The organism is Bradyrhizobium sp. 604_D8_N2_3 (assembly GCF_051810765.1).
Taxonomy (GTDB): domain Bacteria; phylum Pseudomonadota; class Alphaproteobacteria; order Rhizobiales; family Xanthobacteraceae; genus Bradyrhizobium; species Bradyrhizobium barranii.
Genome location: NZ_JBPWPM010000001.1, coordinates 4,339,200 through 4,354,814, shown reverse-complemented (window position 1 = coordinate 4,354,814; position 15,615 = coordinate 4,339,200). Strand labels below are relative to the sequence as shown.

Annotated in this window: 15 protein-coding genes; 6 read left to right on the top strand and 9 right to left on the bottom strand. The window is 64.0% G+C overall.

Translation table 11 applies throughout. The features are described from left to right. Positions 1-5 precede the first annotated feature (5 nt). From AB7245_RS20545 to AB7245_RS20535, 3 genes are read right to left on the bottom strand one after another with little or no spacing between them, the layout of a single operon-like run. Complete coding sequence (locus tag AB7245_RS20545; protein WP_208086454.1) at positions 6-569, bottom strand: isochorismatase family protein; 564 nt, start codon at positions 567-569, stop codon at positions 6-8. Positions 570-594: 25 nt separating this feature from the next. Next, positions 595-1,215 (bottom strand): GNAT family N-acetyltransferase, encoded by a 621-nt coding sequence (locus tag AB7245_RS20540; protein WP_063983664.1) that lies wholly within the window; start codon positions 1,213-1,215, stop codon positions 595-597. Next, positions 1,202-1,819, bottom strand: coding sequence for a hypothetical protein (locus AB7245_RS20535; RefSeq protein ID WP_208086453.1), 618 nt, complete (start codon positions 1,817-1,819; stop codon positions 1,202-1,204). The genes AB7245_RS20540 and AB7245_RS20535 overlap by 14 nt, the downstream gene beginning before the upstream one ends. Positions 1,820-1,890: 71 nt before the next feature. Between AB7245_RS20535 and AB7245_RS20530 the strand changes: the two genes are divergently transcribed. Then, entirely contained in the window at positions 1,891-2,931 is a 1,041-nt protein-coding gene (locus AB7245_RS20530) for a LysR family transcriptional regulator (protein ID WP_208086452.1), read from the top strand. A gap of 20 nt (positions 2,932-2,951) precedes the next feature. Here AB7245_RS20530 and AB7245_RS20525 read toward each other — a convergent pair whose 3' ends face one another. Then, positions 2,952-4,106 carry an autotransporter outer membrane beta-barrel domain-containing protein gene (locus AB7245_RS20525; RefSeq protein WP_439034790.1) on the bottom strand — a complete coding sequence of 385 codons (1,155 nt, stop codon included), beginning with the start codon at positions 4,104-4,106 and terminating at the stop codon, positions 2,952-2,954. Between the two features lie 373 nt (positions 4,107-4,479). On the opposite strand from AB7245_RS20525, the gene AB7245_RS20520 reads away from it, so the two are divergent. Continuing rightward, complete coding sequence (locus tag AB7245_RS20520) at positions 4,480-4,686, top strand: cold-shock protein (RefSeq protein WP_007591938.1); 207 nt, start codon at positions 4,480-4,482, stop codon at positions 4,684-4,686. Between the two features lie 95 nt (positions 4,687-4,781). Here the strand turns inward: AB7245_RS20520 and purN are convergent, their stop codons facing one another. Then, positions 4,782-5,435, bottom strand: a complete 654-nt coding sequence (purN, locus tag AB7245_RS20515; protein WP_208089394.1) for a phosphoribosylglycinamide formyltransferase — start codon at positions 5,433-5,435, stop codon at positions 4,782-4,784. Between the two features lie 14 nt (positions 5,436-5,449). Further along, a complete protein-coding gene (purM, locus tag AB7245_RS20510) occupies positions 5,450-6,523 on the bottom strand; it encodes a phosphoribosylformylglycinamidine cyclo-ligase (RefSeq protein WP_085402875.1) in 1,074 nt (357 codons plus the stop codon). 154 nt (positions 6,524-6,677) lie between these two features. Between purM and AB7245_RS20505 the strand changes: the two genes are divergently transcribed. The 4 genes from AB7245_RS20505 (at position 6,678) to ppx (ending at position 11,865) form a co-directional block, all read left to right on the top strand. Beyond that, positions 6,678-7,220, top strand: a complete 543-nt coding sequence (locus tag AB7245_RS20505; RefSeq protein WP_208086450.1) for a CDP-alcohol phosphatidyltransferase family protein — start codon at positions 6,678-6,680, stop codon at positions 7,218-7,220. A 112-nt stretch (positions 7,221-7,332) separates the two neighbouring features. Beyond that, positions 7,333-8,010, top strand: a complete 678-nt coding sequence (locus AB7245_RS20500) for a chromosomal replication initiator DnaA (protein ID WP_439034789.1) — start codon at positions 7,333-7,335, stop codon at positions 8,008-8,010. Positions 8,011-8,154: 144 nt separating this feature from the next. After that, positions 8,155-10,347: an RNA degradosome polyphosphate kinase gene (locus tag AB7245_RS20495; protein ID WP_063983670.1), complete on the top strand. Its 2,193-nt coding sequence runs from the start codon at positions 8,155-8,157 to the stop codon at positions 10,345-10,347. A gap of 15 nt (positions 10,348-10,362) precedes the next feature. Beyond that, positions 10,363-11,865, top strand: coding sequence for an exopolyphosphatase (gene ppx, locus AB7245_RS20490; protein WP_282522351.1), 1,503 nt, complete (start codon positions 10,363-10,365; stop codon positions 11,863-11,865). On the opposite strand, the gene AB7245_RS20485 is transcribed toward ppx, so the two are convergent. From AB7245_RS20485 to AB7245_RS20475, 3 genes are read right to left on the bottom strand one after another with little or no spacing between them, the layout of a single operon-like run. Beyond that, a complete protein-coding gene (locus AB7245_RS20485; RefSeq protein WP_439035749.1) occupies positions 11,862-13,010 on the bottom strand; it encodes a PepSY-associated TM helix domain-containing protein in 1,149 nt (382 codons plus the stop codon). The two genes, ppx and AB7245_RS20485, sit on opposite strands and share 4 nt — an antisense overlap. 30 nt (positions 13,011-13,040) lie before the next feature. Next, positions 13,041-13,421 carry a TonB-dependent receptor domain-containing protein gene (locus AB7245_RS20480; RefSeq protein WP_439034788.1) on the bottom strand — a complete coding sequence of 127 codons (381 nt, stop codon included), beginning with the start codon at positions 13,419-13,421 and terminating at the stop codon, positions 13,041-13,043. After that, entirely contained in the window at positions 13,418-15,085 is a 1,668-nt protein-coding gene (locus tag AB7245_RS20475) for a TonB-dependent receptor (protein WP_439034787.1), read from the bottom strand. The genes AB7245_RS20480 and AB7245_RS20475 overlap by 4 nt, the downstream gene beginning before the upstream one ends. Positions 15,086-15,615 lie beyond the last annotated feature (530 nt).

The window sequence follows — 15,615 nt, the reverse complement described above, 5'->3', positions numbered from 1 at the left end:
GCCGCCTAGACCGCGATGGCGCCGCTGGTTCTGATCAGTTCGGCGCTGGCATGGACTGTAGCAAAATTCCCGATCACATTCACCACCGACTGTTTGTAGACGGCGGCATCGCCCGTGCCCGGCTGCCGGCAGGCCACGGCGTCAGTGACGATCTGGTAGCGATGGCTGCGGTGAAACCCGTCGACGGCGGTGGCCAGGATGGTTTCGTCCAGGGAAAAGCCGACCAGAATGCAGCGCACATTGCGGATATTGGACATGTAGTCCACGAACCGCGAAGAGCTGTAGGCCGACGGCAGCGGGTGCTCGAAAGTCATTTCGCCGGGCCGCGGCTTCGCCTCCGCGATCCAATCGGTCAGCCTGGATGCCGGATTGAACCACGCCGCCTGGGCGATGCGCTTCAGATGCATCACCGGCCAGAGATTGGTGCGCCACAGTGTCAGGAGCTCCAGGCAGCGCACGGTGGCGGCTTCGCCGTCGAGGATGACATGGCGACGCCCGGGGGTCAGATATTCGACCTGGAGATCCGCACAGACCAGGATCGACGGATCATCGGTAATGGAAGCCAGCATTGTCTTGCGCAGAGCTGCACCAATTTCAGTGATCGGCGAGTGCGAGGTCCCGTAGCGGCGAGGTCACCGCCCGCCCCGCGGATGCGTCGAGCACGCCGGGCCGGTCCCAATCGCCCTCGGGACGGATGATCACATAGGGATCGCTGTCCAGCGTGATGGCGTCCGGCCCCGGCTCGATCTCCAGCAGCATCTCCGTGTAGGAGAAATCCGAGAAGGTGATCTTGCGGTTGTGACCGAGCGGCTTGGCGCCGAAATGAGCCCAGAAATCGACCAGCCGGTCCTGCGCCTGGCCGTAGATCTTGCGAAAGCCCTTGCGCTTCACATAGTCGACGCTCGCCTGAACCAGCTTGAACGAGACGCGCGAGCGCCGATATTGATGACGCACCGCGAGCCGCTCCACCTTGGCGAAATCCCCGAAGAAGCGTACCCGCAGGCAACCCGCAGGCTCGTTGCCGACGTAGCCGATGAAGTGCGCTGCGACCATGTCGTTGCCGTCGAACTCCTCGTCGAACGGACAATCCTGCTCGGCGAGATAGACCGCCGCGCGAATGGCGGTGACCAGCATGAGGTCGTTGGGATCGCGCGCGAGGCGAATGGTGATGGCGCGGGAGTCGGGCTTGGCGAGGGGAATCCTAGTGCCGTGCATCTGCAAAACTCCTTGTTTGGATGATCGCGCCCGGCATCCGCATCGGCTGCCGATGCCAGGGCCGCTCGTAACACCAGAGATCGGGCTGGAAGCTCGGGACGGGGTCGAATCCCGTCGCCTTCATGATGTCGCGTCCGGCCACGGTTGACGGCTGCGCATAGCAATCCGCGCCGCGAAACCTTACCTGACGTAGATGAGCCGCGGCCTTGCCGAGACCGGCGATACCCCGGCCTGTCGCCGCGATCGCCCAGATGTAGATCGCTGCAACGTCTTCCTTCGCGGAAGCGAGATAGCGCGTTTCGGGTGCGGTCAGGCAGATCTCGTCGAGCAGCAGCGCATCGTGTCCGCGGTCGTTGAGGAACAAGAAGGCCATGCCGCCGACCAGATTGCCCTTGCGACTGAATGTCAGGATGCTCTGAGGATCGAACGTGAAATATCGCGCAAGCTCTGCCGTTCCGATCTGCACACCCGGCACCAGCCGGTGCGCCATTTCAGAAAGCGCAGCAATTTCGGAAGATTGCGCACATCGGACATCGACGTCCGGACTGAGCGGCAATGCATCGAAATCATGCCTTGCGGCAAAGGAGCCCCTTTCCATACTCATGTCACCCCTCTATCGTCCGAGGATTTAGTGCCCCGCTATGACGATGACCTTAGCGGTTGGGGATCTGGCGTATGCAGCAGTTATTGCACCGGGGTGCTGCTTTGATGCAGCACCGTGAAGAAGCCCTGGACGCGTCCTGGGACGATTTGAAACTCTTTTTAGCGTGCGCAAAATATAAAAGTTTCCGCAACGCGGCCGAAGAACTCGGCCTCACCTCCACCACGCTGATGCGCAGGATCGACCGGCTCGAAGAGAGCATCGACTGCAAGCTGTTCCTGCGCGACCAGAGCGGACTGACGCTCAGCGATGAAGGCGCTGCGATGATCGCCGACGTCGCGCATATGGAGCGTCATGCCTTCAACGTCTTCCGGCGTGCTTCGCGATCGTCGAGCGACACGTCAGGCACCGTGCGCGTCGCGGTGACGGAAGGCCCCGGCAATTTCTGGATCCTGCCGCGGCTGATCGATTTCCAGAAGACCTATCGCAAGATCACCGTCGATCTGCGCTGCGCGATGGAGCAGGCCGACGTCGCCCGGCTTGAATCCGACATCGCGATCCAGCTCGAGCCGCCGACCAATCCCGACCTGATCGTCGCCAAGCTCGGCCGCCTGCACATCTATCCCTTCGTCTCCAGGGAATACGAGAGCCTCTACGGCGTGCCGGCGTCCCTCGCCGAGCTGAAGAACCACCGCATCATCAAGCAGAGCGCGCCGCAGGTCGACGACGGCGCCTACGCCCGCGTGCTTGGACTGAAGTCGCTCGAGGGCATCGTCGGGATCAAGACCAACTCCTCGGTCGGCGTGCTCTATGCCGTGGAGCGCGGCGCCGGCATCGGCTTCCTGCCGACCGTGTCGATCGCGCTCGGCGCACCGCTCGTCGCCGTCGATCTGGGCGTCAGCCACCACGCCGATCTCTGGCTCACCTATCACAAGGAATTCCGCAACTCCGAGCGCCACAAGATCGTGGTCGACTGGCTGAAGAAGATCTTCGATGCCAAGACCTATCCCTGCTTCCGCGACGAGTTCATCCATCCGAATGCGCTGGTGCCAATGATGACGGCCGCGCGCGAGGGCTTTGGGCTAACGGGTTATGTCGCGGCAACGCCGACGTAGACGCAGGGCGCGCTTCGCCCTCACCATCTGTACTCGAAGCCGACCGTCCCCTGATGCGACGTCAATTCGTTGCGGAACTTGCCGTCATAGTTGATGTAGAGCCGCGCGACGCTGGTGAGGCTGAGCGAGGCCGAGGCGCCGGCATCCATGCCGTAACGGCTCTCCCCGATGCCGGGAACGACGATGCTCTGGGTTCCCAGGCTGACCTGCACCGCTCCCAGGTTCTGGTAGAAATTGTCGACGAACTTGCCGTAGGCCGACAGGTCCAGGATTTTCTGGTCGTAGATGAAGTACCGCCCGATCTCCGCGCCGATCATCACGCGTGCGCGTGAGAGTGCCGTGGAGCCGACGTTCAATGGATCGAGTCCTCCGGCCTCCTGGAACGCGGCGCTGGTGGCGCGCACATATTCGAGCGCGCCCTTGGGCACGATGCGCATCTGGTCCTTGGTCCAGTAGTAGCTGATCTCGGTCAGACCACCGTCGATCGCGGCACGATAACCCGCGGTCGCAAGACCAAAGCCGGTGTCCCTGCTGGAACGGACCTTGCCGAAACCGTGCACCACCGCGAACGCCCAGGTCCACGGTCCCTTGTCGACCGAGCCGTTGAAACCGATCTGCGTCAGGTCGAGCGTCGCCGACTGCAGCGCCAGCGGCACGTCGATGTCGGTATGGCTCTGGTCGACGGAGAAGCCGAGATTGACGCCCGGCGCGACCCGCGCACCGAAGCCGGCGACGCCGCCAAAGGTCTTGCGCTTGTCGCCGAGGAAGTCGCCTTGCGCGTCGGTCCGGACCGAGATGCCATAGCCTTCGAACCAGGTGCGGTAGAGCGGATCCTCCGTGCTCGCCGAGGCGCCGCCCCCACCGGGATTGTTGCGCGATGCACGGTTGACGCCGCCAGAGGCCTGGTTGCCGAGCCGCTCCAGGAAATTGGAGCCAAGATAGAGCGCACTGTTGCCGGCCGACTGGTCGTAATTGGTCGCGGTCGGCGTGGGGGTCGGTGACGCCGTGGGTGTCGGGGTCGGGGTCGGCGTGGGCGTCGGACTCTGCGCGAAGGCTGATGTCCCCGACATCATCACGACGAGTCCAAGCGCCATGACGAGCGCAGCCGCGATCCGGCGGACACGGCCCAGCCCGACCGTCTGCCGTGTCCCGGAGAGCTGCAAGGCGCAGCGCATGACGACTAATCCCAAAGCAAAGTGGCGGAGCGCAAAAATGCAACACGAACGGCGCGCGCTTGCGGCGATTTGTGCCGAACTGCCACGCAGGGTCAACCGGTTGGGCGCGCTGGAGCGGGGCTATTGCCTCGATTGTGGTTCCCTTGCCACAGGTCGCAAATAGCAGACAGCGACACCCGCCGCGATCTTGAAAGCCGTGCACCGCTTGCTAACGCGCGAATTTCATGTTGCAATATTGGACACAATCGGAATTGGCCGCTCGGCTGTGCGTTTCGCGACATTGAGACTCGAACAGACTACCGGAAGCCCGTTTGTGGCGTGGCACGCGAAACTGCGGCCGCGTCTTTTTTGTATCTAGTGGAGGAGATGAGCGATGCCGCAAAAGGGCACCGTCAAATGGTTCAACCCGACCAAGGGCTATGGGTTCATCAAGCCGAACGGCAGCGATAAGGACGTGTTCGTCCATATCTCGGCCGTCGAGCGTGCCGGACTCTCGACCCTTAATGAGAACCAGGTGGTTGAATACGACCTCGTGGAGAACCGCGGCAAAGCATCCGCGGAGAACCTCAAGGTCTCCTGATTTCTCTCAAAGCTCTCGCGCGAGAGATCATGACGATGCCCCCGGCTCTGCCGGGGGATTTTGTTTGCGAAGACGAAACACGGTGCGACGGCGCTTCAGCGCACCACCGGCGATACCAGGAAATTCTCCGAGGGCCCGCTTCCGTCCGTCCTGCACACATCGCCCTCGATCCGGACCTTGCCGGTCGCTAGCAACCGCAGCGCTTCGGGATAGATGCGATGCTCCACCTCGAGAATGCGCTCCGACAGCGTAGCGCCCGTGTCGTGGTCGCTAACAGGGACTGCACCCTGCATCACGATCGGGCCAGCATCGGTCTCGGGGATCACGAAGTGCACTGTCGCGCCAGACAGTTTGACGCCGGCGCGCAAAGCCTGACCGTGCGGGTCCAAACCAGGGAATGACGGCAGCAGCGACGGATGGATGTTGAGCATCCGCCCATACCAGGCCTTGGTGAACTCGGCCGTGAACAGGCGCATGAAGCCGCCGAGACAGATCAGCTCGATGCCGTGCTGGTCGAGCGCGGCCTGCAGCAGCTTTTCGAAGCCGGCGCGGTCCTTGCCGAACGGCTTGCTTTCGATCACCAGCGTGTTGACGCCGCTCGCCTTTGCGCGTTCGAGCCCGAGAGCGTCGGCCTTGTTGGAGATGACGAGCGAGATTTCCGCTGGAAACTCCGCCGCAGCAGCGGCCCTGATCAGCGCGGACATGTTGGAGCCGCGGCCGGAGATCAGGATGGCGACGCGGCGCTTCATCACAGCGCCAGTCATCACAGCGCCAGGTCGAGGTGGCCGTTGTAGACGACGCGGTGCTCGCCCTCGGCCGGAATCACGGTACCGAGCTGCGCCACCGTTTCACCGGCATCGCTGAAGACCTGCACGACCTGATCGACCTTGTCGGGCTCGACGATTGCGATCATGCCGATGCCGCAGTTGAAGGTGCGCAGCATCTCGAGCTCGGCGATGCCGGCTTGAGCAGCCAGCCATTTGAACACCGGCAGCACCGGCAGGCGCGCCAAATCGATGCCGACGCCAAGATGGCTCGGCAGCACGCGTGGAATGTTGTCGGTGAAACCGCCGCCGGTGATGTGGGCAAGCCCCTTCACCGCGCCGGTCTCGCGGATCGCACGCAGGCAGGATTTGACGTAGAGCCGCGTCGGCGTCAGAAGCGCGCCGCCGAGCGTCATGACCGGCGCGAACGGGGCCGGCGCCTCGAAGCTGAGGCCGGACTGCTCGACGATCTTGCGCACCAGCGAGAAGCCGTTGGAGTGCACGCCAGAAGAGGCAAGGCCGATCACGGCATCGCCCGCGGCGATGTCCTTGCGCGGCAATAAGGTACCGCGCTCGGCGGCGCCGACGGCAAAGCCGCCGAGGTCGTAGTCGCCGTCCTTGTAGAGGCCGGGCATCTCGGCGGTCTCGCCCCCGATCAGGGCGCAGCCGGATTCGCGGCAGCCTTCGGCGACACCGGCGACGATCGAGGCGGTCGCCTCCGGGTCGAGCTTGCCGCAGGCGAAATAGTCGAGGAAGAACAACGGCTCGGCGCCCTGCACCACGAGGTCGTTGACGCTCATGGCGACGAGGTCGATGCCGATCCCGCCATGCAGGCCGGTCTCGATCGCGATCTTGACCTTGGTGCCGACGCCGTCGGTCGCGGCGACCAGGACGGGGTCCTTGAAACCGGCCGCCTTGAGGTCGAACAGGCCGCCGAATCCGCCGATCTCGGCGTCGGCGCCGGGCCGCGCGGTGGCGCGCACCATCGGCTTGATCAGATCGACCAGGCGGTTGCCCGCGTCGATATCGACGCCTGAATCGGCGTAAGTGAGGCCGTTTTTGCGGTCGGTCATGCCCGATTTCCAGTGGGTTTGCGGCTGGTTACGTCGAATTCCGGGGACGCGCAATGGCAAGCGTGGCGCCCCGCCCTATACTATGTAGATATCAACCGGTTCAGCCTTCAATCGGGCCGGATTCGAGGTCAGGCCGGGTGCCAGGAAGCGCCGCGTGAGTATTCCGAATATCATTACCCTGGGCCGCATCATGCTGGTCCCAATCATCGTCTGGGCCATCGTGTCGAGCCAAATGGAGGTTGCGTTCGCCGTCTTCCTCATTGCCGGCGTCAGCGACGCGGTCGACGGCTTCCTCGCCAAGCGCTTCAACATGACGAGCGAGCTCGGCGCCCTGCTCGATCCGCTCGCGGACAAGGCGCTGCTGGTCTCGATCTATCTGGCGCTGGGGATCTGGGGCGACATCCCGCGCTGGATCGTGATCCTGGTGGTGTCGCGCGACATCATGATCGTCGCCGCCGTGATCGTGTCCTGGCTGTTCGACAAGCCGGTCGAGATGAAGCCGTCGAAGGTGTCGAAGCTCAACACCGCCGCCCAGGTGGCCTACGCGGCGCTGGTGCTGGCCTCCCTCGCTTTCGGCTTCAAGCCGGCGCCCTATGATATGATCCTGATGGGCCTCGTCACGATCTTCACGCTCTCGTCCGTGTCGCTCTATCTCGTCGAGTGGCTGCGGCACATGAGTACGATCGAAGCCAAGTAGCACGATCGAGGCCAAATGAACCGGGATGCGGCCCCGCAAAAGGCCAACTCCCGCTCGATGACGTCGAATCTCTTCAAACGAAGCCGGCGCGCCGGCACGGAGCACAGCAAGCGTGGCAGGCCGCGTTCATCCCCGACAATTGGCATTCTCGCTTCCGCACGCGGAGAGCCTCAGCCGGGACAATTTTCTCGAAGGCCCCGCCAACGAAGCCGGTCTTGCCCTCATCGATGCCTGGCCTGAATGGCCGAACCGGATCATGTGGCTGGCCGGCCCGGAAGGAAGCGGCAAGAGCCATCTCGCCGCGATCTGGGCCGAGGCTTCCGGCGCCCGCTCGACCACAGCCAATGGGCTGACCGCCGAAAACGTCCCGGGCGCGCTCGCCACCGGCGCGCTGGTGGTCGAGGATCTCAAGGCAAAAGAGTTCGACGAGCGGGCCCTGTTTCATCTGATGAACCTCGCCCGCGAGGATGGGGCCTACCTGCTCTTCACCGGCCGCGAGGTACCGGCGTCGATCGAGATCGAGCTGCGCGACCTGCGCTCGCGGCTGCGCGCGGTGCCTGTCATCTCGCTGCTGCCGCCCGACGACCAGCTTTTCCGCGGCCTGATCGTCAAGTTCTGCGCCGACCGCCAGCTCACCGTGGATGAGAGCGTGGTCAGCTACCTCGCCACCCGCCTGGAGCGGTCCTCGGCGGCCGCACGGGAGGCCGTTGAGCTGCTCGACAGCGAGGCCCTGCGCCTCGGTCGCCCCGTCACGCGGGCCCTGGCGGCCGAGCTGCTTCGGGACGCCTGACCCCTCTACCCTGGCTCCAAGGCCGCTTGACGCGGCGCAGCGGCGGAACATCAATGTCATCGAAACGTCATCGGACTAACACATGCTCCCGCCGGTTTTGCGCATAAGTCGCAAATTGAGGCGAACTGGATGGATCGACTTCTGATGGACTCTGCGCAAGCTGTTGAAATTAAAGAAAAAGCCCCGGAGACCGAGGGCCTGCCGGCGATTGCCTCAAGTCCCGAGCGCTTCATCAATCGCGAGCTCTCCTGGCTGCATTTCAACCGCCGCGTCCTCGAGGAAGCGGTCAATCCCAGCCACCCCATGCTGGAGCGGGTGCGATTCCTGTCGATTTCAGCGAATAACCTCGACGAATTCTTCATGGTCCGCGTCGCTGGCATCAAGGCCCAGATCCGCGAGGGCATCGCCGAGCGCAGCCCCGACGGCCTGACGCCGTCCGAGCAGCTCGCGCTGATCAACCGCACCGTCTCGCAGCTTGCCTCCGACCAGCAGGCGATCTGGCGCGACCTGCGCGGCACGCTGGCCGACGTCGGCATCGTGCTGGTCGACGGCAAGGACGTCACCAAGGCGGAACGGACCTGGATCGAGGACTACTTCCTCAACAACGTGTTTCCGCTGTTGACCCCGCTCGCGATCGACCCGGCTCACCCCTTCCCGTTCATTCCGAGCCTCGGCTTCACCATCGCGCTCCAGCTGACGCGCGCCGCCGACGGCAAGCAGATGAACGCGCTGATTCGTATGCCCGGCAAGATCGACCGCTTCATCCGGTTGCCGGCCGAGGGCAAGGTCGTGCGGCTGATCTCGCTCGAGCAGGCGACCGGGCTGTTCATCAACCGCCTGTTCCCCGGCTACAATCTCCACGGCCAGGGCGCCTTCCGCATCATCCGCGACTCCGAGCTCGAAATCGAGGAAGAGGCCGAAGACCTCGTCCGCCTGTTCGAGACCGCTCTGAAGCGCCGCCGCCGCGGGTCGGTGATCCGGCTCGAGATCGACGGCAAGATGCCGGAGGAGCTGCGCAGCTTCGTGCAGCATGCGCTGTCGGCCGCCGACGACGAGGTCTTCCTGGTCGACGGCGTGCTCGCCATGAACGAGCTCTCGCAGCTCACCCGCCTCGACCGGCCCGATCTCGAATTCACCCCTTACGTACCGCGCCATCCCGAGCGCGTGCGCGAGCATGGCGGCGACATCTTTGCCGCGATCCGGCAGAAGGACCTCGTCGTCCATCATCCCTACGAATCCTTCGACGTGGTGGTGCAGTTCCTGCAGCAGGCCGCCCGCGATCCCGATGTCGTCGCGATCAAGCAGACGCTCTACCGCACCTCCAACAATTCGCCGATCGTGCGCACGCTGGCGGAAGCCGCCGAAGCCGGCAAGTCCGTCACCGCGCTGATCGAATTGAAGGCGCGCTTCGACGAGGAGGCCAACATCCGCTGGGCGCGCGACCTCGAACGTGCCGGCGTGCAGGTCGTCTACGGCTTCCTCGAACTGAAGACGCACGCGAAGCTCTCGATGGTGGTGCGCCGCGAGGGCGGCGGCCTCACCACTTACGTCCACACCGGCACCGGCAATTATCACCCCGTCACCGCACGTATCTACACCGACCTCTCCTACTTCACCTCGGATCCGACCATCGGCCGCGACGCGGCGCGCGTGTTCAACTTCATCACCGGTTATGCCGCGCCGAGCGATCTGGAAAAGATGGCGGTGTCGCCGCTGACGTTGCGCAAGCGCATCATCGAGCACATCCAGGGCGAGACCGCGCATGCGCGGCATGGCCGACCCGGCGCGGTCTGGATGAAGATGAATGCGCTGGTCGACCCCGACATCATCGACGCGCTCTACGAGGCCTCGCAAGCCGGCGTCCAGGTCGAGCTCGTCGTGCGCGGCATCTGCTGCCTCAGACCCGGCATTCCAGGCCTGTCGGAGAACATCCGCGTCAAGTCGATCATCGGGCGCTTCCTGGAACACGGCCGAATCTACTGTTTCGGCATGGGCCAGGGCCTGCCGAGCGCGAAAGCGGCTGTGTATATCTCCTCGGCCGACATGATGCCACGCAACCTCGACCGCCGCGTCGAGGTGCTGTGTCCGCTGCAAAATCCCACGGTGCATCAGCAGGTTCTCGAACAGATCATGGTCGCGAATCTGAAGGACAATGAGCAGAGCTGGCAATTGTTGCCGGACGGGTCCTCGACGCGTATGAAGACCGCGAAGGGCGAGGAGCCTTTCAACGTCCACAACTACTTCATGACAAATCCGAGTCTATCTGGCCGTGGAAAGTCGCTCAAGGAATCCTCGCCGCGCCGTCTCACGCGCCGTAATGAACGTCATCAATCTTGATCCGGGATCGAGGACGTGAAGCGGCCGCGTAAGCGCGGCTCGAGCGTCGCGGTCATCGATATCGGTTCCAACTCGGTCCGTCTCGTCGTCTACGAGGGACTGACGCGGAGCCTCATTCCGATCTTCAACGAGAAGACGCTGTGCGGCCTCGGGCGCGAGGTGCAGAGCACGGGCCTGCTTGCGCCCGATGCCGTCGACAAGGCGCTGACCTCGCTGAAGCGGTTCCGGGCGCTGTGCCGCGTCATGCAGGTCGGTCGCGTGTTTGCGATTGCGACCGCAGCCTGCCGCGACGCCTCGAACGGCCCCGACTTCATCGCGAAAGCCGAGCGCATCTGCGCCGTGAAGATCGAGATTCTGTCGGGCCCGCGCGAGGCACGGTTGTCGGCGCTCGGCGTGATCTCCGGCATCCATCATCCCGACGGCATCGTCGGCGATCTCGGCGGCGGCTCGCTCGAGCTGATCGATGTGCGCAAGAACAGCGTGCGCAGCGGCGTGACGCTGCCGCTCGGTGGCCTCGCGCTCCAGGACCTCGCGCACAAATCGCTCAAGCGCGCCGACCGCATCGTGCGCGAGGAGCTCGACGAGGTGCCGCAGCTCACCGCCGGCCGCGGCCGCACCTTCTACGCCGTCGGCGGCACTTGGCGCGCGCTCGCGCGCATCCACATCATCCAGAGCGGCTATCCGCTCCAGGTGATGCACGGCTACTCCATTTCCGCAGCTGAAGCGCTCGACTTTTCGCGTCGGCTCCGCCGGCTTGCGGCCGCCGACATGCTGGCCGACATCGAGATCGTCGCGGATGCCAGGCGCCCGCTCCTCACCTATGCGGCGCTGGTGCTCGAGCACATCATCCGCGTGGCGAAACCCAAGTCCATCGTGTTCTCGACCTTCGGCGTGCGCGAGGGCCTCTTGCACGAGAAACTGTCGGAATCCGAGCGCAACAAGGACGGGCTGATCTGCGCCGCGGAAGAGCTCAATCAGCTGCTGTCGCGTTCGGCAAAGCACGCCCGCGAGCTGATCGCCTGGACCGACCGCCTCGCGCGCGTGGTGAAGCTGCGCGAGACCGAGGAGGACCGCCGCTTGCGCCACACCGCGTGCCTGCTCTCCGACATCGGCTGGCGCGTGCATCCCGACCATCGCGGCGAGCAGACGCTGAGCCTCGTCGTCAACGGCAATTTCGGCGCAATCACCCACACCGAGCGCGCCTTCGTCGGCCTGTCCGTGTTCTACCGCTATGCGGGCCTGAGCGAGGAGAACCAGCCGCCGGTGACCATGCAGGAGCTGCTGACACCGGCCCAGCTCGAACGCGCCCGTCTGCTGGGCGCGGCGTTCCGCGTCGCCCATCTGATCTCGGCAGCACGCCCGGGTGTGCTGCCGGCCACGCATTTCCGCAGCCATGGCCGCAATCTGATGCTGGTGTTCGAGCACCGGCTCGTCGACCTTGTCGCCGACCGCGTCGGCAGTCGCTTCCGCGCCCTCGCCCGCCTGATCGGCCGCTCCGGCTCGATCGTGCGGCGCTAGGCTCGCCGGCCGGTCCTGATCCTCCCTGGACGCTTCTTGAGCCACATGATCCCGCCGCTGATGAACAGGGCGAGAGGTGCGAAGCCGGTTGCGAACACGAACAGGCGCCCGATCAGCCCGAACGTCGCGCCGTTATGGATCCAGAGCTGTTCAGCCAGATAGCGATCCCCCATCGACATCGCGGCCGAAGTGCGATCGTGCACCACTGCGCCACTCCATGGATCGAGCCAGATCGCTCCCCGGGCACGTACCGCGGGATCAGCGCCCTCGTCCCGGAACTGCACCCGCCACGTGTTGCGCGTTTCGGTTGGCGGGTTCAGCATGGCAACCGCCAGGCCCGGCTTGGCCGCTTGCGCGTTCCGCATGATCGCATCAGGTGATAGCGGCGGTGTCCCCGTGGGGGGCGGCGCTTCGATCCGCGGCGACGGATCGGCTGTCGGTTGCGACACAAGGCCAACGATGGGACGCACGACGTCGGGAAAAATGATCCCGACGCCGGTCATCGAGATCACCGTGAGCGCGAGCAGCGCCCAAAAGCCGGCCGTGCCGTGGACGTCGAAAACAAATCGAAGCAGCGAAACGTCCTTCCGGACCGACACCGATCGCCAGAATCGACCCGGCCTCGGCCACCACAAGATGACGCCTGACATGGCCACGCCGAGCAGCATGAACCCGGCAACGCCGACCAGCTCTTTGCCCCACCACTCGTAGAGCAGCAGCGTGTAGTGCAGACGATAAACCTTGAGGGAGAACGCGTTGATGTAGTCACGCCGCCCGAGCACCTTCCCGTTCGAAGGATCGACCATGGTCGTCCAACGATTCGGGTAGCGGCCTTTCGCAGTTTCATGCGCATGTATCACGACCCAGACCGGCCAAGTCCGATCCGGCGCGAGGATCGTGGCAATCGGCGCGGGATCCGCTGCTGCGGCCGCGCGCATCACCTCGCTCAACGTAGCCTCTCGTTCCCGACCGGCGGGAGTGTAAAGCGCCGGGTTCAGGGCGGCGTCGATTTCCCGATAGAAGACGATGAAGCTACCCGTGAGGCCGATCAGCACCACGACGATGCCGCCGAGCAATCCGAGCCATCGATGAGCCCACAGAAGCCCGCGCCGTGCGCGTCCGGTGAGGTTCGGGGCCGGCAACATCGCCGTTGCACGCGTCAAAGCCGACCCGCCTCAGAAATCCGTCGACATCGACAATAGCAGGGTTCGCGGTACACCTTGCGACAATGCGGAGAAGCTCGCCACGCCAGCCCAGTAATTGGTATCGAACACGTTCTGCACCAGGGCCCGCAGCGTCACCGGCCGGTTGTTGATCCGCGTGTTGTAGCGGGCACCCAGGTCGAGCCTCGTCCAGGCCGGAACGACCTGCGTGTTCGCCGCATCCAGATACTGGTGTCCCGTATAGATGGTATTGGCGACCAGCGTCAGTCCGGGTGCGAACGGGGTGTCCCATTCGGCGGACAGGTTTGCCTGCACCTGAGGCACACCGATCGGCGTCTTGCCGAGATTGGTTGGCGTGCTTGTCTTTGTCAGCTCTGCATCGATCAACGTCACGCCGCCAAGGACACGTATGCCCGGCTGCACCTCTCCGAATACGGTGAACTCCAGGCCGCGTTGCGCTGTTCGGCGTCGGCCAGGAAGATCTTGTCGACCCCCAATTGTCCCGACGGCTTGGTGATCTGGAACACGCTGATCGTGGTGGCCAGCATTCCGAAGTCGACCTTGACGCCTGCCTCGTGCTGCTTGCTGAAGTAAGGCGCAAGAACTTCCCCCTGATTGCTCGCGGTCGTCGGTGCGACGTCGCCCTTGCTGAGCCCTTCGATGTAGTTGGTGTAGAGCGAAACGTTGCTCCAGGGCTTGACGACGAGGCCAACCATCGGCGTGAGCGCCGTCTGGTCATAGGAGGACGTGACCGCTCCCGTGGTGGTATTGAAGTTGTTGGACTTCACCCCCTGCTGGCGCACGCCGACGGTCAGCTGAAGGCGCTCCTGAAAAACCGACAAAGTGTCAGCCAGCGCAAGGCCGGTCAATTCGGTATCCGAAAGCTTCGGAACAGTCGCGGGAGCAGCAACGAGCTGCTCAGGACGGGCGATCGGCGCATAGATGTTGGACAGAACCGGCGTCCCGGACACAGAGCCCCGTGAGATCTGATCCGTGTAGTAGCTGCCCTGGAAACTCACGGCGTGACTGATCGCGCCGGTTTCAAACCGGGCGCGCACACCGGCGTCGGCGACATTCCTGTCAATATCGAATTTGAAGCGTCCCGGTGTCGACGTGGTGTTGCCGGCCGCGTTCAGGATCGTCGGCGTGCCGAACAAGCGATCGACCTGGGTCCTGCCGCCACCGCCGTCGGCGAACACCGTCACGGAATCCGTCACATCGTATTCGGCGCGCGCCAGCAGCGAGTTGTCATGAACCTTGGCCCATTCCCAGGCCTGCGTGACATTGCGCCTCCCGACCGGCGCGGTCGGGACAGCTACGCCTGTTGCGACCAGAAACGGTCTCGTGGGCGCGTCGAACTTTTCTTCCTGATCGATGAAGTCGAGCGATGCTCTGAATTTCTCACCGCGATAATCGAACGCGGCGGCGCCGACATGCGCCTCCCGGTTCTGGTTGTCCAGCGGCGTATCACCATTGTGATAGCTGCCATTGACGCGAATTCCGAATTCGCGGTTCTCGCCGAACCGTCGGCTGACGTCGAGATGCGTGCCGAACTGGCTGTTCGTCGCGTAGTCGGTCGTAACCCGTGTGAGATCGACATCAGAGGCACGCTTCGGGACGATATTGATGGTGCCCCCGACGCTGCTGTTCGGGGCCATCCCGTAAAGCAGCGCGGTCGGGCCCTTGATGATCTCGATCCGTTCGACGTAGTCGGTGAAGACACGGTAGTTCGGCGCAACACCGTAGACACCGTTGAAGGCAATTTCTCCGACATTCCCCTCGCCGATCGGAAAGCCGCGGATGAAGAAGGAGTCGAGAATGCCGCCGGTCTGACCGGTGAAACGGACCGAAGGGTCGTTGCTGACGACGTCGGCTATCGTGCTGGCCTGCTGATCTTCGATCTTCTTCGCCGTGTAACTGGTGATGTTGAACGGCGTGTCCATGAAATCCCTGTTGCCCAGCAAGCCGATCTGGCCTCCGCGGGCGACCTGCCCACCTGGGTAGGAGGGCGGGAGTGCGCCGGGCCTTGCGGCAGCGGGCTTCGCTTCCGCCTGCATCCTGGCCCGCTCATTCGCGGGCGCGCTTTGACGGCCCGCCCTTCGACTTGGGTTCAAACGCGGGCGTGCACGCTGCTTCGGCACGTCGGCAGTGACGGTCACCGCCGGCAAGGCTGTCGCCGTCTCCGGCGCAGCGCCTTGCGCGCTGATGCGGTGAAGGAAGCCGTCGCCGAACAAGGCGATGGAGACCAGAGAGGCCGCGAAGGCAGTCGGTCTGGAGAACTTCGGATGGGATTTGACGGTAGCGGCAAGAATAGCAACAGGGCGGCAGGTGGCTCTCGAAGACATCTCTCAACAGCTTCCGGTTCGACAGGAATAAATACCGGAGCGACGTGCCGCGGCATGAGCCGCCAAGTCAATAAAAACGCCTTTATTTTCAGTAGTTTATAATAAGTCAAAGTCTAAATCGCGCAGAGGTTGAGAGCGCTGTGGGTCACCCACGAAGTGCCGGACCGCACTGTGCGTGACCGCCTGACGCGCGAGTTCGCCATAAGGCGGCAATGCTCGCCGGCGTGCGGACTATGATGACC

Bases quoted from the DNA above. Each gene is read 5' to 3' on its own strand.
- AB7245_RS20495 (WP_063983670.1), top strand. From the start codon at position 8,155: ATGGACTCTGCGCAAGCTGTTGAAATTAAAGAAAAAGCCCCGGAGACC.
- AB7245_RS20525 (WP_439034790.1), bottom strand. From the start codon at position 4,106: ATGCGCTGCGCCTTGCAGCTCTCCGGGACACGGCAGACGGTCGGGCTG.
- AB7245_RS20530 (WP_208086452.1), top strand. From the start codon at position 1,891: ATGCAGCAGTTATTGCACCGGGGTGCTGCTTTGATGCAGCACCGTGAA.
- AB7245_RS20535 (WP_208086453.1), bottom strand. From the start codon at position 1,819: ATGAGTATGGAAAGGGGCTCCTTTGCCGCAAGGCATGATTTCGATGCA.
- AB7245_RS20540 (WP_063983664.1), bottom strand. From the start codon at position 1,215: ATGCACGGCACTAGGATTCCCCTCGCCAAGCCCGACTCCCGCGCCATC.
- purN (WP_208089394.1), bottom strand. From the start codon at position 5,435: ATGAAGCGCCGCGTCGCCATCCTGATCTCCGGCCGCGGCTCCAACATG.
- AB7245_RS20545 (WP_208086454.1), bottom strand. From the start codon at position 569: ATGCTGGCTTCCATTACCGATGATCCGTCGATCCTGGTCTGTGCGGAT.
- AB7245_RS20520 (WP_007591938.1), top strand. From the start codon at position 4,480: ATGCCGCAAAAGGGCACCGTCAAATGGTTCAACCCGACCAAGGGCTAT.
- purM (WP_085402875.1), bottom strand. From the start codon at position 6,523: ATGACCGACCGCAAAAACGGCCTCACTTACGCCGATTCAGGCGTCGAT.
- AB7245_RS20485 (WP_439035749.1), bottom strand. From the start codon at position 13,010: ATGTTGCCGGCCCCGAACCTCACCGGACGCGCACGGCGCGGGCTTCTG.
- AB7245_RS20475 (WP_439034787.1), bottom strand. From the start codon at position 15,085: ATGCAGGCGGAAGCGAAGCCCGCTGCCGCAAGGCCCGGCGCACTCCCG.